At 51.5% G+C, this 19,469-nt stretch carries 15 protein-coding genes and 4 pseudogenes; 7 read left to right on the top strand and 12 right to left on the bottom strand.

Annotated elements, in window-relative coordinates; genetic code table 11:
• Positions 1–12 precede the first annotated feature (12 nt).
• Both AC0QDI_RS19275 and AC0QDI_RS19270 read right to left on the bottom strand, forming a co-directional pair.
• A pseudogene (locus tag AC0QDI_RS19275) lies at positions 13–807 on the bottom strand (transposase).
• 473 nt (positions 808–1,280) lie between these two features.
• Positions 1,281–1,502 (bottom strand): hypothetical protein, encoded by a 222-nt coding sequence (locus tag AC0QDI_RS19270; RefSeq protein WP_474670918.1) that lies wholly within the window; start codon positions 1,500–1,502, stop codon positions 1,281–1,283.
• A 283-nt stretch (positions 1,503–1,785) separates the two neighbouring features.
• Between AC0QDI_RS19270 and AC0QDI_RS19265 the strand changes: the two genes are divergently transcribed.
• A complete protein-coding gene (locus AC0QDI_RS19265) occupies positions 1,786–2,760 on the top strand; it encodes a transcription initiation factor IIB (RefSeq protein WP_474670916.1) in 975 nt (324 codons plus the stop codon).
• Positions 2,761–2,816: 56 nt separating this feature from the next.
• Here the strand turns inward: AC0QDI_RS19265 and gdhB are convergent, their stop codons facing one another.
• Together gdhB and AC0QDI_RS19255 are read right to left on the bottom strand one after the other, a co-directional pair.
• Positions 2,817–4,118: a glutamate dehydrogenase GdhB gene (gene gdhB / locus AC0QDI_RS19260; RefSeq protein ID WP_474670915.1), complete on the bottom strand. Its 1,302-nt coding sequence runs from the start codon at positions 4,116–4,118 to the stop codon at positions 2,817–2,819.
• A gap of 17 nt (positions 4,119–4,135) precedes the next feature.
• Positions 4,136–4,267 carry a rubrerythrin-like domain-containing protein gene (locus AC0QDI_RS19255; RefSeq protein ID WP_474670954.1) on the bottom strand — a complete coding sequence of 44 codons (132 nt, stop codon included), beginning with the start codon at positions 4,265–4,267 and terminating at the stop codon, positions 4,136–4,138.
• 338 nt (positions 4,268–4,605) lie between these two features.
• Here AC0QDI_RS19255 and AC0QDI_RS19250 point away from each other — a divergent pair, with 338 nt between their 5' ends.
• Positions 4,606–5,460: an MBL fold metallo-hydrolase gene (locus AC0QDI_RS19250; protein ID WP_474670913.1), complete on the top strand. Its 855-nt coding sequence runs from the start codon at positions 4,606–4,608 to the stop codon at positions 5,458–5,460.
• 58 nt (positions 5,461–5,518) lie between these two features.
• On the opposite strand, the gene AC0QDI_RS19245 is transcribed toward AC0QDI_RS19250, so the two are convergent.
• From AC0QDI_RS19245 to fni, 4 genes are all read right to left on the bottom strand, one after another.
• The gene (locus AC0QDI_RS19245) at positions 5,519–7,951 is read right to left on the bottom strand and encodes a heavy metal translocating P-type ATPase (protein WP_474670912.1); all 2,433 of its coding nucleotides are present in this window, start codon (positions 7,949–7,951) and stop codon (positions 5,519–5,521) included.
• A gap of 18 nt (positions 7,952–7,969) precedes the next feature.
• Positions 7,970–8,761 carry a sulfite exporter TauE/SafE family protein gene (locus AC0QDI_RS19240; RefSeq protein ID WP_474670910.1) on the bottom strand — a complete coding sequence of 264 codons (792 nt, stop codon included), beginning with the start codon at positions 8,759–8,761 and terminating at the stop codon, positions 7,970–7,972.
• 369 nt (positions 8,762–9,130) lie between these two features.
• The gene (sugE, locus tag AC0QDI_RS19235) at positions 9,131–9,454 is read right to left on the bottom strand and encodes a quaternary ammonium compound efflux SMR transporter SugE (protein ID WP_474670909.1); all 324 of its coding nucleotides are present in this window, start codon (positions 9,452–9,454) and stop codon (positions 9,131–9,133) included.
• A gap of 92 nt (positions 9,455–9,546) precedes the next feature.
• Positions 9,547–10,626, bottom strand: coding sequence for a type 2 isopentenyl-diphosphate Delta-isomerase (gene fni, locus AC0QDI_RS19230; protein WP_474670907.1), 1,080 nt, complete (start codon positions 10,624–10,626; stop codon positions 9,547–9,549).
• Between the two features lie 673 nt (positions 10,627–11,299).
• On the opposite strand from fni, the pseudogene AC0QDI_RS19225 reads away from it, so the two are divergent.
• From AC0QDI_RS19225 to AC0QDI_RS19210, 4 genes and pseudogenes are all read left to right on the top strand, one after another.
• Positions 11,300–11,470, top strand: a pseudogene (locus AC0QDI_RS19225) (IS6 family transposase); the annotation flags it as partial.
• 172 nt (positions 11,471–11,642) lie between these two features.
• Positions 11,643–11,885, top strand: coding sequence for a HalOD1 output domain-containing protein (locus tag AC0QDI_RS19220; protein ID WP_474670905.1), 243 nt, complete (start codon positions 11,643–11,645; stop codon positions 11,883–11,885).
• A gap of 107 nt (positions 11,886–11,992) precedes the next feature.
• Positions 11,993–12,163, top strand: a pseudogene (locus AC0QDI_RS19215) (IS5/IS1182 family transposase); the annotation flags it as partial.
• Positions 12,164–12,299: 136 nt separating this feature from the next.
• The gene (locus AC0QDI_RS19210; RefSeq protein ID WP_474670903.1) at positions 12,300–12,581 is read left to right on the top strand and encodes a DUF8072 family protein; all 282 of its coding nucleotides are present in this window, start codon (positions 12,300–12,302) and stop codon (positions 12,579–12,581) included.
• A gap of 346 nt (positions 12,582–12,927) precedes the next feature.
• Here the strand turns inward: AC0QDI_RS19210 and AC0QDI_RS19205 are convergent, their stop codons facing one another.
• The 3 genes from AC0QDI_RS19205 to AC0QDI_RS19195 all read right to left on the bottom strand — a co-directional run bounded on the left by AC0QDI_RS19205 (position 12,928) and on the right by AC0QDI_RS19195 (position 17,069).
• Positions 12,928–13,134, bottom strand: coding sequence for a hypothetical protein (locus AC0QDI_RS19205; protein ID WP_474670952.1), 207 nt, complete (start codon positions 13,132–13,134; stop codon positions 12,928–12,930).
• 1,202 nt (positions 13,135–14,336) lie between these two features.
• Positions 14,337–16,304, bottom strand: a complete 1,968-nt coding sequence (locus AC0QDI_RS19200; protein WP_226777621.1) for an acetate--CoA ligase — start codon at positions 16,302–16,304, stop codon at positions 14,337–14,339.
• A gap of 603 nt (positions 16,305–16,907) precedes the next feature.
• Complete coding sequence (locus AC0QDI_RS19195) at positions 16,908–17,069, bottom strand: HalOD1 output domain-containing protein (protein WP_226777623.1); 162 nt, start codon at positions 17,067–17,069, stop codon at positions 16,908–16,910.
• On the opposite strand from AC0QDI_RS19195, the pseudogene AC0QDI_RS19190 reads away from it, so the two are divergent.
• Positions 17,042–17,389: pseudogene (locus tag AC0QDI_RS19190) on the top strand (MBL fold metallo-hydrolase); the annotation flags it as partial. The gene AC0QDI_RS19195 and the pseudogene AC0QDI_RS19190 overlap by 28 nt on opposite strands.
• Positions 17,390–17,440: 51 nt before the next feature.
• On the opposite strand, the gene AC0QDI_RS19185 reads toward AC0QDI_RS19190, so the two are convergent.
• Positions 17,441–19,294, bottom strand: coding sequence for a multicopper oxidase family protein (locus AC0QDI_RS19185; RefSeq protein WP_474670900.1), 1,854 nt, complete (start codon positions 19,292–19,294; stop codon positions 17,441–17,443).
• Positions 19,295–19,469 lie beyond the last annotated feature (175 nt).

The following is a 19,469-nucleotide window of genomic DNA, read 5'->3' as shown; positions in this document are numbered from 1 at the left end:
TTAGAGGGCAGTTCAAACGATTTCTTTCAAGGCTTCTCGTCCCAGTTTGCGTAGGATTCTCCGGCGAAGTTGGAAGAGTCTTAAATACGCTGTAAATTTGTCCTTCGAGATTCCTCGATGCGGCGAGAGTCATGCGTCGCTGTCGCGACGGTGGCTCTCGCACGTATTCACGTGCACGTTTCCATCGACATACTCTCCTTCGCCGTGAATAACGGCTTCTCGTTGGTACTTTTCGTCCTTTTCCAGCGGGTCGTAGATGCAAAATCCGTCGGTGTAGACCGTCAACGACTCCTCCTCGTAGGTGTCGAGGAAGAGTCGCACGGTCAATTCGTCGGCGGATTTCGACAGGACAATGTATCGCTGATCGCGAGCGCGATCAGGAGTCGCGCTCGCGGTCTTTTTCCCGGCAGAGACGTAGAACTCATCGATCTCGACTGGGCCAACAAGATCGATGCGAGGCACGTCGAGCGCTTCGCTAGAACGCTCGACGCGCCGGTAAAGTGACCGGTAGGAGACGTTGAGTTCAGCGTCTAACTGGCGGATACTTGTGTTGAATCGGAGCAACGAATAGAACGCGAACAACAATTGATCAAGACCGATCTTCGCATGCGCGAAGATCGTACCGGTCTTGTCGTTGAACGGGTGTCCATAATTTTTACAGCGATGTCGCTGATACTCTCGATAACTGCTGTGCATGATCACTGACTCAGACCGGCAGCGCGGGCACTGGAGGCCCTTTCGCCAGTGAACCTGCTGGAGCAGGTCCGCGGCGCTCACCTCCGAGCGAAACACTTCAACTGGGAACATAGTTGGGTGATGCTGACGCATCACCCTTGCCCGCTACGCTTTCACAGTGCCAGCTCTCCCCGACCAATAATCTGCTTCCGAAGAGCGTTAGTTCGAAATGGACAGGCACTGGCTCACACTCATGCAATAGATGCAGAGTATATTCCAGATTGAGATCCAGACTCCGAATTCACAGACTTTAGTCACCTCAGTCCAGAATTGAGTCGGTGATTTCCAGGGATTACGCGTCTGGCTACCATTAAAGATGCACGTCATCAAACCGTTTCGGGCGAACCTTGAGGAAAAACTCGCACTCGCGCGTGTAGCTACAACAGAGATTAAAGATGTTGATTAGGTTTGCGTAGTGGCCGAGCCACAACTCTCTACACTCGTGTTCCGTATTGAACCACTAGGTGTAGAAGGAGCGGCACTCAATGAACTCATGGATGAGAGATGACCTGAAGTGACCTCACAATCTAAGATGAGGGCAGCTATCAGACGTCTTCCTCCTCGAGGAGTTGCACGCTTATCGATATGAAGTAGACGAACATAAACAGGAAGAAGCCCCCACTGAGCGGTATTAAAGTCGTTCTACTAATCCGGATAGAACCCGTGATTGCTATCGTAATAATCCCTATGAGATAGATAGCAATGATGAACACACCAACCGCATAGTAGAACCGGATATCAGACTCAAAATACTCTTCTAGAGCCATGATATCTTCTTGAAATCACGATACCAAAAAGTTGCGGGTTCTCATAGTAATAATATGCCTCTATACACAATATTCATAGTTGGCCCTTTGAAGAGGAAGAGAGATGGATCCCTGTGAATCGCCTCACGGTTACGGCTCAAGATACTCTTTTTGGTCTCTCTAGAAATGTGATTAGTTCCCAGAGAGTGGGAATCCACCCGTCATACATAGGGCTCCTCAACCAACTGCTGATAGGGAACATCACTCACAGAGGGCGCGAAGAGTCCCTAGTGTTCACTGAACCATGACTGAAATGAGCGTCAATACAACCGATAAACAGCAGACTCAGGAAAAAGACCACGAGACTGTGTCGACTCGGCAACTTTCAGTATGTCCGGAGTGTTCTGGGCGGATTCGATATGATGAAGAACACGGAGAACGCACATGTACGGATTGTGGGTTAGTAGTCAACGACGCTGAAATCGACTATGGTCCTGAGTGGCGGTCCTTCGATAACGAGAACGGCAGACAAAGTCGGGTTGGGGCCCCGATTACGGAACGAAGACACGATAGAGGCCTCAGTACGACGATTGGGTGGCAGAACAAAGATATACACGGAAATACGGTGTCAGTCCGAAAGCGTAAGCAGTTACGTCGACTTCGGACATGGAATGAACGATTCTCCTCAAAGGATTCTCAAGAACGGAATCTGAAGCAAGCTTTCGGCGAACTCGAGCGTATGGCATCAGCGCTTGGATTACCAGATCCGTGTCGTGAAACTGCCGCAGTGATATACCGGAAGGCTGTCGACGAGAGTCTCCTCCCTGGTCGCTCAATTGAAGCGATGACGACTGCATGTCTCTATGCCGCAGCGCGAAAACACGGTACGCCGCGGATGCTTACCACGTTCGAAGCAGTCAGTCGTGTTGAAAAACTCCCCATTCAGCGGGCATATCGCTACCTCTCAAGTGAACTCGATCTGAGGATTGAACCTGCTGATCCTATTCAGTACCTTCATCAATTTGCATCAGAACTAGAGGTAAGTGATGAAGCTGAGCATGTCGCACGAGACATACTCGAGGCAGCAAAGGACGAAGGAATACACATTGGAAAAACCCCTGCCGGCCTTGCCGCTTCAGCACTCTATGCGGCAGCACGTCTGACAAATGAACATATAACTCAAAAGACGGTAGATGAGACAGTAGGGGTGAGCGAGTTTACGATCCGGAACCGGTACCAAGAGCTTCTAGACGCGTATGGCACGGACAGTCATCCATAACAGACTACTCTCGATTCCTGAAATCCGAATAATCGAAAACCACCCGGGGGAACTGGTTAGGGCCAAAGTCCGCGTGCTTCGTGGGCGTGGCCGATTCGATCGAGCGCAACGATATACGTTGCATCGCGCCATGTCACATTACGTTGCTCCACTTCATCCTTCACTGCATTCCACGCTGCTATCATCTCTGTTTCGAGCTCGTTATTGACTCGCTCCAGTGACCATGATCGGCGATTGATATCCTGCAACCATTCAAAATAACTCACTGTGACGCCGCCCGCATTAGCTAAAATGTCGGGAATAACAGGAATCTCCCGTTCTGTGAGGATTGTATCGGCCATACTTGTTGTCGGCCCATTAGCCCCTTCGACTATGAGTGTTGCCTGCACGTCATCAGCATTCGCTTCGGTGAGTACATTTCCGACTGCAGCGGGAATCAGCACATCCACATCAAGCTGGAACAGTTCGTCATTACTGATGATGTTCTCAGCATGGGTATTCGCGTATTCCATAACGGCTTCTGGTTCCTCATCATGCGATGGAATCTCGTGTACCGGGATTCCGCTTCGATCATATGCGGCGCCATTCACGTCACTAATTGCGACGATTGTTGCTCCCCATTCATCTAACAGTCGGGCAGCATTCGCACCAACGCTACCAAACCCTTGTACGGCAACAGTTGTCTCCTCAAGTGGTTGGTCGTAATAGTTGCACGCTTCGCGGGTGATAATCGCAACACTCCGGCCAGGGGCCTCCTCACGCCCTTCACTACCCCCGATGACGGGAGGCTTCCCCGTTACAACGCCAGGGCAGGTTTCGCCTTGTTGCATGCTGTAAGCATCCATCAGCCAGGCCATAGTCTGGGAATCTGTCCCCATATCTGGAGCAGGAATATCTTTATGAGGACCAATCGTATTACGGATCTCCTCGGTAAACCGGCGAGTAAGCCGTTCAGTTTCTGCGTCACTCAGTTTTTTTGGATTGACAACGATACCGCCCTTGGCCCCACCAAATGGGAGATCCATTACAGCACACTTCCATGTCATCCACATACTCAGCCCAATACATTCTTCTCGGGTAACATCTGGATGATAGCGCAACCCACCTTTGAATGGTCCACGAACACTATCGTGCTGTACCCGGTAGCCAGTATACACCGCAAGCGACCCATCATCATGTTCAACCGGAATGTTAACTTCGTGGACGTGAGCAGGATGTTTGAGTCGTTCAACGACGTTTGGGTCGAGGGAAAGATGTTCTGCAGCGTGATTGAGTTGGCGAATTGCGGTCTTTTGAGCGGATTCATCGCTCTGTTCTTCGATGTCCACTTCGTTTGTCACTGTAGGGTTGGAAGTCATGGATTTTAGCTTACGAATTACTCGAGGGCATTTGCTCTATTCTGTATATCTCCACCACATTCTGGGCAGTTACCAGGATACGACTTGGCTTTTATAATCTCACCACAAATTAAGCACTCATATGTAGCTTCACTCTTCGTCTTGTTCATTCCATCGAACATCATCAGAGTCTATGCCACCCATATTTATAATATTTATTCTATTATGTTGTATTATCACCCTTATATAATTTCCTGAGAACGGCGCTGTCTACTGGACATACCATATTGATAACCAGCAAGTGTAACCTTTATAACTCATCTCGTAGTCAGAGTTGCGTGTATGCTCGACGTACTACTCCATACGGGCGCAGAGCATCCTAATCTAGTCTGGATAGTTGTTCCCACTCTCATGTCATTCCTTGCTGGCATTGGGATCGGAATGCAGAGCGGCCGCCTACGTGAGTGGCTCCAGAGAGAAGATACGGAGGCAACCAACTAATACAAAGATGACTCAAGCCCTTGAACTACCAGCGTCAGATACTGAAGATGTCGATCTCGAGAGTGGATCGATTTTCTTTATTGGAACTGCGACAGTGATTATCCGTTATGCCGGATTCACAATTCTCACTGATCCAAACTTCCTGCATAGCGGTGACCATGTTCATCTTGGGTATGGGATAACCTCTGAACGCAAGACCGATCCAGCCATCGAAATTGAGGAGTTGCCGTCGGATATCGATTTCGTACTGCTTTCTCACTATCATGGCGATCATTTTGATCGCATTGTTGAGGAAAAACTCGATCAAACCCTGCCGATCGTGACGACAGAACACGCAGCTGACAAACTGGCGGATAAAGGATTTCACGAAACGTATCCCATGGATACATGGGAGGAGATAACCATCCGGAAAGAGTCTCTAGAGCTCAATATCACGTCATTGCCTGGCAGACATGGCCCCCCTGTTGTTGAAAAGGGCTTACCGCCCGTTATGGGTAGTATGTTAGAGTTTAAATCGACACAGGAAAACACCCTTCTCCAGTTGTATATTACAGGAGATACGGTGATGTACGATGAATTAGAGAAGATTCCTGAAGAGTACCCAGATATCGATCTAGCACTCCTCCATTTAGGTGGGACAAAGATACTCGGTGTACTCCTAACGATGGACGCTGAACAGGGTGTTGAAGCCGTGGAATTGTTTGATGCGGATACTTCGATTCCGATTCATTACAACGACTACGAAGTATTCCGCTCACCACTCTCGGATTTCAAGGAAACGATCACAGAAGCTGGGCTTGAGGACCAAGTCGCATACCTCGACCATGGGGATACCTATGAATTTACACTGCCTAAGAATTGACGAGCGTAATCGCCCAGAAGAGAACGTTCGTAAAATCGCTACTGGGAGGGTGAAAGCTTCAGTCGTCCTCTGGTAGCAATGGTCGGGTTGAATTCACAACAACTAGCAAGCTACTTGCACCCATCGCAAGTGCGGCAAAAAGCGGATTTAGAAGGCCTAGTACGGCCAGCGGGATTGCAATGGCGTTGTAGCAAAATGCCCACCCAATATTCCCTTTCACGCGTCGGTTTGTCGCCTGGGCGAGATTGAAGATAGTTTCGACAGATGAGAGATCGTCGTCGACGAGAGCGACGTCCGCGGCATCAGCGGCCATCGCGGTACCGCCACCGAGGGCGATACCGAGATCAGCTGCGGCTAACGCCGGCGCGTCATTGGTACCATCACCGATCATCACTGTTCGTCCAGTTCTGTTGAATTGTTCGACAGTCGCTGCTTTTCCTTCAGGGGGAACACCCGCAAACACTTCGTCAACAGCACGATACTCACGAAAGCTCTCCGCCGCTCGTGCATCGTCTCCAGTGAGGACAATGATCTCTCGTTCGTTATCCGAAATTGCGGTCAACGTCTCATCCCAGTTCGCTCGTAGTTCATCACCAACGACGATAACGCCCTTAGCAGTTCCGTCGCGACCGACAGCGACTGGAACCCGGCCCGTTTCGCGGCTGTCGGCAATATACTCGGCGACATCTGCGGGAACATCCCAGCCGTGGTCACGGAAGAGATCAGGGTGACCGACGAGAATCTTGTCTCCGTCTACAACACCCGTAACGCCGGTCCGGTGACTGTCAAAGGATTCGACGCGGTCGTCTGCCGAACTGGTGTTCGAGGCGGATTCGGCTGTGCCGCCGTCAGAGACCGTCCGTTCGGCAGCAATCGCTTCCCCAACTGGATGTGACGACCTCCCCTCGAGGAGCGCAGCCTTTTCGAATAAGTCCGCCTTCAGGTCGGTGTTGGCGACAATCATCTCGCCCGTCGTCAATGTACCTGTCTTGTCGAAAATGACAGTGTCTGCGTCACGGATTCGCTCGAACACGCTGTCGTCGAAGACAACAATTGAGCGCTCTAGCGCGTCACGGATCCCCGCGGCAACTGCGAGCGGTGTCGCCAATCCGAGCGCACAGGGACAGGAAACGATTAACACCGTGAGGCCGACAAGAAGGGCAGAGACTCCGTTACCGAGCAGGAGATATACACCTGTGACAATAACTGCAAGGACTAGAACAACCGGCACGAAAAGCGTCGCCAGTTTGTCCGCAAGTTTCTGAATACCATGAGAGCCACTCTGGAGATCCCAGACGAGTTCGGTGATCCGGTCGAGGCTGTTCGTTGCGTTTTCTCCGACACGGACGGTCACCGCACCATTGGTCACCATTGAGCCGCCGACTACGGTATCGCCATTAGTTTTCTGTACAGGAAGGGACTCGCCAGTAACAATTGCTTCGTCGACAGCCGCGTCGCTATTGATAACTTCGCCATCTACGGGAATTCGTTCTCCAGGCCGGACAAGAACACGGTCACTAACCTCGAGGTCATCAACTGTGACATCTTCATATTCACCATCCTCACAAATTCGACGAGCTTCATCAACTTGGATGGAAGTTAGATCAGAGAGGCGTTCAGTCGCCTGTTGCTTGATTGTCGACTCATAATAATTTCCTGCCGTAACAATAACGATGATTGCAACTGTCACATCGTAATAGATGTGTTCACCGCCAAATACGATTGAGAGCGTACTGTAGACGTACGCGCTCACAGCTGCAATCGCGATGAGCAGATCCATATTCGGAGAACGTGTCCGAACGCTAACGTATGCCCCCTGCAGGATCGGCTTCCCCGTTATAGCCAGAATGATTGTCGTGAGCGCCGCGATAACGACGTAAAATGGTGTGGCAACGGAACTCGCGAGAGCTGTTTCGAAGAACTCTGCGGTACGATCATCGTAAAATAGCCCACCAAAATATGTCGGGTAAATAATAACGAGGTACTGTAGCATTACCGACATACCCATAAGGACGCCGACAGCAACTCGCCCCATTTCCCAATCATTTGCCCTCCGGCGACTGAATGCATCGTTGCGGGAGTATGCGCTATAGCCAAGTCCACTTATTTCATCTTGAAGATCTACTTCTGAGACAACATTTGGATCATGATCGATTCGAACTGTATCGGTGATATAACTTGATCTCGCATCACTGACACCCTCAACTGCGGTTGCAGCTGACTCGATGAACGCCTCACAGGTTGCACAATGCATCCCGTCGACTTCCAGAAACGTTGCTTCATGATCTTGCGGGATTTCCCGATTAGACTGTGATTCATCTCGGGTACGACGAACATCTTCTGGCTCGATATCGTCAACGTCGTCGAGTGCGTTGTAGACATCGCGACAACCGAGACAGCAAAATGAGTTTCCGTCATCGACAATCTCGCTCCCTTCTACGGGGAGGTCGCAGAGTTTGCAGCCAGTTTCGGTCGTACTATTGTTGGTCATTTTAGTTTGTTATGGGTCCTAGTTGATATTTGTACTTGCTGTCTCAAATCCGTCGTAGAATGGTAATCCAGGGTGTGGCAGGTGGATACCTAGGCTCATCAATCCGTGGGCAAGCAGGACATATCCGAGAACAACGAACACAACTCCAAGCAGTCGATGCACTCGTTGGCGGTGAACCACGTCGACGGAGTCGATGATAGTTCCATACGCGAAGACGGCAGGAATTGTGCCGAGCCCAAGTGCGCCAAGTGCAAGTGCGCCGCCGGCAGGTGAGCCAATTGCAAACGCGTACAGAAATGCTGGATAGAGGATTGGGCATGGTAACAGTCCATGAACTGTACCGAGTCCAACGATACCTGGGCCGTTCGCAAGACGATCAACGCGTGTCGCAAGCCAGCCAGATATGCGCTCAAGTCCCGGCAAGTGAATACCACCGGTTGTTCTGCCCAGTAGATAATATATTCCAATGACCATGACGAAACCACCGATGACGAGACCGACACCGCCGCGGACGAACTCAACAGTAGACGAGAGCGAGGCGGTCGTCACGAACAACGTACTGCCGAGTGCGCCGAACACTGCACCAAGAAGAGTGTAACTTGCCGTTCGTCCGATATTGAACAGTGCATGTTGACGCACTTCATAGGTTGTAAGATGGCTTTCCCGACCGTTGTTTGATGTGCCGTCATCCATCTGACTTGCATAAATGGTGACGAGTGGACCACACATTCCGATACAGTGTGCTCCAGCGAGGATACCGATCGTGAGAAACAACAGCACGTCAATGCCAAGGAGTGTGAATGGATCCATATCTATATGATTAGTAAGTGGTACTGGTCAAACTATCTGCTCCAAGTGGTAATAGATTTCGCCTCAGTACCATCATATCTTTCTCGCCGAGTATTCCAGAATTGTGTTTCAGTCAGTACTACGGCCATTGTTGTTCCTTTTAAGTAATTTATAGTAATATTACCTATTACTTGAAGAAGAAACCGTTGTTTAGTGACTGGAGTCATACCGAATACTTAGTTGCTATATTATTCGTAGTTCTGGTACGACAGCCGAAAATCACCCACAGTTCCTGGCTGTTAAGAAGTGAATTTGATATAGAAAAGGATACAGACCATCTAAATTACTATAACGAGAGTACAGACATTCACTCCGAAATGCTGTAACTGATTAATGACCTGCCGACGTGATGTTGAGACCAACGATGCCAATAACAATTACACCAATGAATAAAATTCGGAAAAGGCTAACCGGTTCATCAAATAGGATCATCCCTAATAAGGCAGTTCCCACAGCCCCGATACCAGTCCAGACAGCATAAGCTGTCCCGATAGGGAGTTCTTTGACGGCTTGTGCCAATAGGATCATACTGATGAAAAGAGCGACAATAGTTCCAAACGTGGGAATTGGTTTCGAGAATCCATCGGAGTATTCGAGTCCGATTGCCCATCCGATCTCGAACAATGCTGCAATTATCAGAATATACCACGCCATCACAATTCCTATCTGCTTTCTTGGTCAGATATAGTTTCCCTTCTCCTCCGAATCAAAAGCAGACGGATTGTGTTCTCGGTTAACTCTCTCTCTCAGCAGTTCTGGCGCTGCTGAATATACTCATAAGTGTCCCCGAGCAAGATATACTCCGTTTCTTGGAGTTCATCGATAGTCATCGAGCCAGTGACAAACATCGCTGTCTGGAGTTCAGCAGTCAGGTCTTCAATCAACTTAACAACAGCCGCTGTCCCCTCTACTGCTGGCTCTAAGAACGGCTTAGCGAGACCTCCTGCTTGTGCACCCAGTGCGATTGCTTTGGCAACATCCAAGCCAGTACGAACTCCACCGCTTGCGATCACACAGCTGTGTTCATGAGTACACTCTATTGTACTAACGGCAGTCGGAATTCCCCAATCCCGGAACAGAGTCCCGACGCGTTCTTGTCGCGGTGCATTATCTGCCGCTGCGCGATAAGCTTCGATACCTGACCACGTTGTACCACCTTTGCCGGCGACATCAACCGCATCGATTCCGATCGTGGCAAGTTTCCGGGCGGTTTTTGCAGAGATTCCGTTTCCAGTCTCCTTTACGATCACCGGTACAGAGAGTTCATCAACTACTTGCTCAATTGCTGTTAAACAATTTCGTGAATCGACATCTCCCTCCGGTTGGATAGCTTCTTGGAGGAAGTTCAGGTGGACTGCTAGTGCATCGGCATCTATCATTTCGACGGCTCGTTCTATCTTTTCGAGATCGTATTCTCGGAGTTGTGCTGCCCCGAGGTTTCCGTAGAGGAATGCATCGGGCGCGACTTCGCGAACAACTGTATAAGATTCTAAAACATCTTTATCCTCGATCTCTAGCCCTGCCCGTTGACTTCCAACACCCATAGCGATCCCAGTTTCGCCGGCAGCAGCAGCCAAAGATCGGTTGATATCTGTAGTGTTCGGATGGCCACCAGTCATACTTTCGATGACGATCGGTACCGCGAGCTCATGGTCCAAAAATTCCACTGAGGTATCAATCGCATCGCGATGTAAATTCGGAAGAGCCTCGTGGATAAGCTGTACATCTCCAAAACCCGTTCCAACAGTCTCGACATCTTTTTCGTGGATTATCCGAATATGATCGTCTTTTCGATCCTCTGTCTCCGATGGCTTTGTCTCCGACATTGAATCGGTCTGTGGTCGTAAACTGCAAAAGGATATCGATAGTGGGAGTCAATATAGTTGGCAAAGAACACTTTGGAAATATCCTGATATTAGTGACTTAAGATGTTAACTTTTAAATTCAGACTCTTTGTTGACTTCCTCGCGCAATGTCCTTATCTCGACCATGCGCTCAACTTTAGCGTTGTGCTAGTGGATTGATTCGTTGTTTGGTAGGGATATTGTGGTCACAGCGTTATTGAGAAGAGAGTCAAACTTCGATACAATATGTACACCGATTTCATTACGAGTGGCACTTTCAGTTGCTGTTGCCGAAGTTACTATATTGCAACCTCAAGCAGAGGGAATATAATAGACTTTTAAGCGATCGGTTCCTATATAAAAGTACAATAAAAATGGATGCTTCCCTAAACAGTTTATAAGTTCTGTACCCTACTGAAATTACAATCGTACCTGTGTAAAACAATTCCGGTGGTTGTATTTTTACGGTGAAAAGAAATGAGTATAAGATGTTTTGTCTCTGTTCTGTGTATACTAATTCGAATATAACTATATAAGAGTCCTATAAGATTGGATTTTCCTGGGATGATAGTAGAACAGAGCAAAACAGCGTACTAAAACGGCGTCACGCAGACTGAGTCAGTGAGTGGTACGACGGATAGTCTATAGCTGGCTCAAGCGACTCGTCGATGACGCGCTCATTCTGGTTGACGGAGCGCCGTGGCTGAAAGTGGCATGCCACCATCACAACCTCCGATTCCACCAAGTCACCCATGGGAACCGGAATAGCATCGAACGAGCGTTTAAAGAGCTAAAACGCCGAACTAAATCGTTCGCCAACCATTTCTGATACGCTGAGCTGGAAACCGCAGAAGCGTGACTTCAATCGTTCGCGGTTTGCTGGAACTAGCTACTCTGAATATGCCCTTTGTGTGGGCAGCGTCCAGATACCCAGTGTGATGGGAGCAACTCACCTTTTGAAGGTTTTTAATCTCAGTCCAATACAGCTGTGAGTAACGATGGTAAGCAGCACCAGATTTGTAGATATTCCTGTGTCGATGAAAGTCGTCCAACGTGTTGCAGCGGTCACAGACCAAGAAGTAACCAAGTTACCGCCCTTGTATGATGCGATTGATCCCGAGGCGCTAGATTCACTTACCGAGTCCGTCGTGACGAGCCCAGCATCGCTGGAAATTCGATTCACATACGCAGGACAGCAAGTTATAATCGACGGAAGAGGAACTGTTAGTGTCGAAAACTAGCTGATGGGACAGCGAGTAATTGCAGTAGCGGCTCTGGTGAATCGCTGGACAGCGTCGGCTTCGACCGTCAGAACTAGGAGTATAAAGCGAGAAACTGCCGATGATCCATGTCGAAGATTTCCCGCTTCACAAGCAAAGCAGTCCAGTTAGCTAAAAATGCTGTTGGTGAGCGAGGTGGAGTTGCTGTCCCCAAAGGGGGTGGCGGCTTCGCCGAGTATGCGGTGGTGTCGCTGCACTATCTGCGGGTTTACCTGGAGAAATCCTACAGAGAAGCACTTGGAAGTCATTCTGTCAATCAGTCATGGTTAAACTATAGGTTCATCCAAGAGAGAGGATAACTCCGAACATCAGCTAGGAGGGTGATCTAGCGCGAAATCAGCACGACTTATAGGCCTCAACAGCCAGTATGTGAGTATGGCAGACCTAAACCCGATCGCGAAGCGAATACACCAGATCAGTCCCGAACCCGTCGAGCTGACGCTCGACGATGGAACGACGGCCATATTTCATATTTCTGGGGCCGAGTTCTTTCAGCAGGAATTTCAGGCGGAGGGTGTTTCTGAGGACGATGAAGCGGACTATCGATTCATTACGAGCACAGATAACGAATCAGTTCTGGTTGGACGGAAGGGCGTAGACGAATCGAAGTGGACGACGATCGGGACGGTAACTGAAGTCACCAGAGATGGATCGTAACCCTGTTCGCTAAGAATCAGACTATCCACCCGTTCACGACGTGTCATTTCTTGCAATGTGAGGGAAAACTCCGTTCTAGTCGATTCTTCGCCGACAGCTGCCGTCAGCACAGTTAATGGCGGTCAACGGTTCTCCTGGAACGCAACATCTCCGTCCATCAGTATATAGTAATTCAACTTTTTCGGATAATATCGGCATTTCGTCGTGCTGTTTCGAAATTCCACCCATTGAATTACATGCATATATACAATAAATAAACATAACCTCCTCCAAAAATAGGGAATATGTATATATTAGTACAGTAAAATCGGATCGGTCGCTGAAACTCGTGAGACCCAATTACTTATCAATAATTATCCAGATTTGAATCGCTGATTTCGGTCTCGAGGTCACCGACGTATTCCATCAGAATCTCCGGCAGATCGGTGGTGTATCGTTCGTCCTTGAACCGATACTTCGGGCCAATAATAGCGATCGCACCGAGAACGTTCCCATCGGGGCCTGTCACGCGCCGCTCAACTTCTCTGAGACCGTTGACGTACTCTTCGTCGATGAATGCAACGCCTCGATCGCGAATCTGCTCGAGTTCTCGGAGGAAATCGTCTCAGTCCGTGATAGTGTGTGCCGTCTATCTCGGAAGTTCCCAGTCGTCCAGTACCGCTTCGACGCGCTCGTCGGTAATTCGGTGAGACTCGCTTTGCCAGTTGCAACGCTGTGGAGATAATAGTAGATCTCGTCAGAGATAGGTGCGGTGGGTATATACCACTTCTTGGACGAAAAGTGGCTGTCTGGGTAGAAGAATTCGTAGGGAAAAACATCGCAATTATCGCTCCCAACGACGAATTCAACCTCTTCGCCGATTCGGTCAGAAAGTTCTGTGTCAGTCTACTTCGCCAACGTGTATGCCTTCTTGCGTGAGCGTACATACTCGCCGTGATTGAGGAACTATAATCCGATGTGATATACCGCGCCCTCCTTTGTGAGATGGAGGTGAATCGCACTTCTCGCGATCTCCAACTCCTCGGCCAGTTCATCAAGCGTTGCACTACCCACTCTCTGAATCGTGTCGATTACGTCCAGTGACCGTTCTGTAGTTTTTGCTGTCTGCTTGGTTATATCTCTTTGTACCGACTGATACGGTATAATGATTCGCCTGACTCGGTACCATCTCCCTTGGAGATCCTATGCAGAAACCGTTAGCGGAGATGCTCTTGCAGGATTTGATAGCGATATGATCCGTTGTATCCTCTCGACCACTTCTCTAAGTACGGTCGACTTTCACAGAATAACCCGAACAACTCCAGTGAAAACCGGTCGTCGATTTCACCTTCGACACCCTCGTATAGTACTCGTGATTTTATGTAAGGACCTCTCGTCGGATGATCCAGACACTCCGTTTTTAGATACTCTCGTACTACGTCGTCAGTTTCCGCGATATCGAATGTCTGTAACTGGGAAGGGATTTCGTTCATGGTGATTGAGGTGCCTCTGGCGGTTACCGGGAAGATATAGAGTGTTTATTCCGGATGAATCATAATAATGTCGATGTGGCTACAGCGACTTCGGATCGATACACATCTCATTTCACTTTTTAGGAGCGGGCCGTCGTAGTTGGTCGCTTCCAGTGATGTATCTTTGTCGGATTCCGATTCTATAGAAATTGTCTTTCCTAATCACTCAACAAAGGATCAGGGATGTAAAATGTCCTGTCAGCCAGTGAACGAGGAGACCGTAGTCAGAAATACTTTCGACTGCTCACTGTCGATTCCAGATCGTTGCGAGCTCACCGAGAATTTCCGGATTCCGTAGGCTGTCGCTGTTCGGAAGTTCTCGACCGTCGACGACACGCTCGAGGAGCCGATACATAGTCTTCCCGGAGTAGGTTTCGGGTAGTTCGGGCGTGAATACGATGCTCGCTGGCCGTGCGAACTCACCGACGTGCTCGACGACTGCATCCGCGATGGCGTCTTCGACGACATTCTGATCTTGCTGTTCTTGCTCGAGGGTTACAAAGACACAAAGTGACGTCTCGCCAGCAGTACTCTCGGCGACGGCAGCAGCTTCGGTAATGCCGTCTACCGTCGTGATTGTAGCCTCGAGTTCGGCCGTTCCGAGGCGGCGGTTACCGATTGTGATCACATCGTCATCACGGCCGACGATCGTCACGTACCCATCGTCGTCAACGACGGCACGGTCACCTGTGAAATACCGCCAGGTATCCGCCCGCGGGTCCGAAAACGCTTGCCAGTACTCCGCGAGAACCCAGTACCGGTCACTCTCGAGCGGAGCGAGCATCGACGGCCAAGGGCGGTCAATCGTCAGATAACCGGGTTCGCCCGGCGGGAGTTTGCGGCCGTCTTCGTCGACGATCTGGATTTCGATTCCAGGTAACGGTGGGCCGACCGAACCGGGCTTCGACTCGTCGATTCCGGGACGGACCGAAATGAGAACGCATCCGGTTTCGGTCTGCCACCACGTGTCGACGATCGGGCACCGTTCCTCACCGACATGGGTATAGTACCACTCCCACGTATCCGGACCGATCGGTTCACCGACGGTACCGAGCAGGCGTAGCGACGACAGGTCATGGGACGAAGGAAACGACTCGCCCCACTTCATAAACGTCCGGATCACTCCTGGTGTTGTATAAAAGACCTCCACGCCGTTTCGTTCGATCAACTCCCATGGCCGGTGGCGATCAGGATAGCGGAGACTCCCCTCCACAAGGACTACCGTTGCACCCGAGAGAAGCGGCCCGTAGACAACATAGGAGTGGCCGGTAATCCACCCGATATCGGCCGTACACCAGATTGTGGTCCCTGGCGTGAGGTCGAATACTTCCTGAGCCGTCCACGCAACACCTGTGAGGTAGCCCCCGGTCGCGTGAGTCATTCGTTGCTGGTCGCCGGTTGTCCCTGACGTGTGAATGTGAAAGAGGGGATCGGTCGACTTCCGCGACACTGGAGTCACATCTGCGCCGGCGTACGTCTCGACAAGGTCGTCGTAGTCGTATTGGTTCTCACCGAGATGCGTCCCGTGGCTCGCACCGAGTCGATCGACGACGATTGTGGGGAGCGATTTCTCGAGCGATGCTAGGGCCGTATCGGCTTTCCGCTTCTGGTCGATCGCGGTCTCCTCGCGGATACTACCGTCGCAGGTGACGAGCGCGGACGAGTCGACATGTTGCATCCGCTTGACGAGCGCATCGGGAGCAAACCCCGCAAAGACGACATTGTGGACCGCCCCGATGCGAGCGCAGGCGAGCATCGCGATCGGCAACTCGGGGAGCTTCGGCAGGTAGATCGTGACGACGTCTTCCGCTTCGACACCGAGCTCGCGAAGCGCGGCTGCGACGGCCGACACCTCGCGGTAGAGGTCGTAATATGTATAGGTTCGGCGCTCGCCTCGTTTCCCCTCCCACCGTAGTGCGACCTGATTCTTCCGCTCTTCGAGGTGACGATCGATGCAATTTTCCGCGGCGTTCAGGCGGCCGCCGACGAACCATCGGTAAAAGGGCGCATTTTCCTCGTCGACGACGCGATCGTAGGGCTTGCGCCACTCAAGCAACGATGTGGCGGCCTCCCAGCACGCCGGCCACTTGTGATCGAAGCAATCATCGTCGGCTGGCTCCGTCGCAATACTATTGCGACTGAATGTTTGCGCAGTCCAGCGACGAACCGTTGAGTTCTCGAGGGAAGGATACGTCGGTCTCTCTTCGGTCATAAGTCATCCCTTCGACGCCGATCCTCCTGTAGATTCCGTTTAGTATTATTGGCGATGTTACGGTTCGAAAAACGAAACAGGAGGATTTTATCATCTCTATCAGAATGCCACCCATCACTGGTTCCGGTACTGATATTTAACTGAATTTTACAGCCTTCGAGGTCACATGACGTGGGTTGGCGTATCTGAGTATGCAACTCCATCTAGTTTGATTGTTACTTATGATCTACCTTCCCTACTTCGCTCACCCCATACAGGGTTCGCTCGTTGAGGGACTGCTTTGATGTGGACTCTCTGGGATAATCAAGAACGGCTGTAACTCATCCAGAAAGTCTGGTCAGGATTACTCCAGCGCCGTAGTCAGCATCGCGCCACATTAGATAGACGCCATCTCCGCAGACCGCCACGTCAGATGAGGCCCATCACTGGGATTAGGTATCTGGTTCAGATAGAGCAACCCGCCCCGGTCTGGGTATAACTGATAGCCGACAATAATTGAGAACTCCTGAATTACCGCTTGAAGTCTCATTACTCTAATTCAATAGAACTATTCGAGATGATTGTTACGTCGTATACGTGACAGCTGAGCGAAACGCGTCCGACTCAGGCCGAGTCGTCGGTAGCGGTCGGTTCGAACAATCGGTCCAGCGTGGCGGGATCCACGACATCGTTTAACGGTGGCTCGAGGATAGTTGGGGAAGCATCTTCCGCGTCGGAGATCGCTTCGAGGACGCCGACGGCTCGGTGCCGAACTGGAGTACGCAACCGACTCGCACATCCACGCGGACCATATCTCGGGCATCCGCAATCTCGCCGACGAGGGCGTCATCCCTGAGGCGACGTTCGACCTCGATGACGCCTACGCCGATGAAATGACTCTCGCAGCAGATAGCGACAAGTTCGAAGCCGGTGACGTCTCCATCGAGACCGTCTACACGCCCGGTCATACCTCCGGGATGACCTCGTACTTGATCGCCGACTCACTACTTGCGACTGGCGACGACCTGTTGGTCGAGAGTGTCGCCCGCCCAGACTTAGAGGAGGGCGACGAAGGCGCGGAAGACGCCGACAGGCAACTTTATAAGGTCTCCTCAAAGTCGTTTAGCCTTCAGGACTCTTCCGACGAGCCTATCGCTTCAGCGCTGGGTAGTCGAATCGTCGCCGCCGTTGCTATTGGCGTCCTTATTACCGTTCGGTCGGACGGTGAACGGCCGCATCATGTCGTGGTCCTCGTGTTCGAGCATGTGACAGTGCCACATATACGTGCCCGTCTGATCGGTGAATAGTCCGTCGTGCTCTCCGAAGTTGACGATTACGTGGACTATTTCACCAGGATCGACGGTGATCACGTCGTTCCATCCTCGTTCGTACGGCTCGGGTGCCTCGAGTGCGTCGAGGTCGATTTCGTCTTCGTCTGGATCGTAATCCCCGATTGACTGTCGGCCCAGCATCTGGAAGTGCACGAGGTGGAGGTGCATCGGATGGGACATCCCACTTCGGTTGGCGAAACTCCAGATCTCGGTGTCACCGAGCGCAGGTTCCTCGGTCACGGGGGCGTCGATCTTGAGGCCGTCCGGCTCTTCAGCCGTTCCGAGCAAGTGGAGCAGCCGGCCGTAGTCATCGGCCGTACCGCCGTTGAGCGTGAGATATCGCTCGTTGTCGACCGAATCGACGGGGATGTCGGGAACACGAGTGAGTTCGTCGGGGAGCTCAGTAGTATCCTGTGAATCTCCTGCCTCGTTCACGTCCACGAGCATGATCTCGGGGAGCGAAACGATGTCGTCGTCGTCCCCCAAACCCGTCCTGCCGCGATACTGAGCGGGCGCGTCGTTGTGGAGCAGCAGCGTCTCGCCGGCGTATTCGGAGAAGTCGACGACGACGTCGGCGCGCTGGCCAACACCGAGCTCGAGGCGATCGCTGATCTCGACCGGCGTCGAGAGGAGGCCGCCGTCGTTCCCGGTCTGGACGAACGACGGTCCATCCCCACCAGTCTCGCCCGACGACTCGTCGTACTGGCGGAGTTTGAGGGTGTAGTATCGGCTATTCGACCCGTTGAGGAGCCGGAACCGATACGATCTGGGTTCGACGGAGAGGCGCGGCCAGGCCTTCCCGTTGACGACGGACGTGTCCCCATAGAACTGCGGAACGATACTCGGATCGGGATGCGACTCGTCGCTGCCAGCTTGTTCGTCCGAGATGGCCGTCGGATAGAACAGCGATCCGTCCTCCTCGAAACTCCGATCCTGGAGTACGAGCGGGATCTCGTACTCGTTCTTGGGCAGACCGAGGCTCCGTTCGTGTTCGTTCCGCAGGAGATAGAACCCCGCGAGGCCGGCATAGACGTTTAATCGCGTAATGCCGAGCGAGTGATCGTGATACCACAGCGTCGCCGGCGGCTGGTCATTTCTGTAGTAGTAGTCTTTCTTCTGGAACTCGGGGCCCGTCTCCTGAAAGTCTCGAGTGAACCACGCCTGCGCGTGGCCGTCGCTCTCGGACTCGACGTTTCCGCCGTGAAGGTGCGTTACGGTCCGTACGCCTGGCATATCGTACGGAATGAGGTCGCTGTGAATCGTCGTATCTTCGGGCAGGAGATGCTCGTCCGGAAGGTCGTTCGTCCAGCGGACGTAGATCGGTTCGCCCTGCTCGGCTTCGATCGTCGGGCCCGGGAACTGTCCGTCATAGCCCCAAACGGTCGTTGCTGGGAGATCACGGTGTAGCTTCTGTTCGACCTCACTCATCTCGATCTCGTAGCGGGGCTGTCCGTCCTTCGTTCCGGTCGGTTCCGCGACGCCCGGTCGGGGGACTTCATCGACCCACTTCTCAAGATCCGGCGACGAATGGTCCGTTATCGTCGTTGCGTTCTCGGCTTGAGACGGATTCGAATTCCCCGTCGAACAACCTGCGAGAGCCGAGATACCCGTGGCACCGGCTGCGATGCAGAGCTTGCGGCGCGATATCCTAGGTCTAGGTGGCCTAGTGTGATTACCCATAGTACAACTGTACCTATGAACGCCCCGTATATGTGCGTCTGGCTGATTCTTACTGTATCGGAATCGGACCAAGGGACATCGTCAAACGGGTCTATTGCGCACCCCCGTTCAAATTCACGGAGAATCCTATACCGTAATGAACAACCGTATGGAATCCCTCGATTCGCTGAATGGA

The organism is Natrinema sp. LJW11 (genome assembly GCF_056135975.1).
Note: the sequence above shows the minus strand (reverse complement) of the source record. Positions and strands in the feature narration are given on the sequence as shown.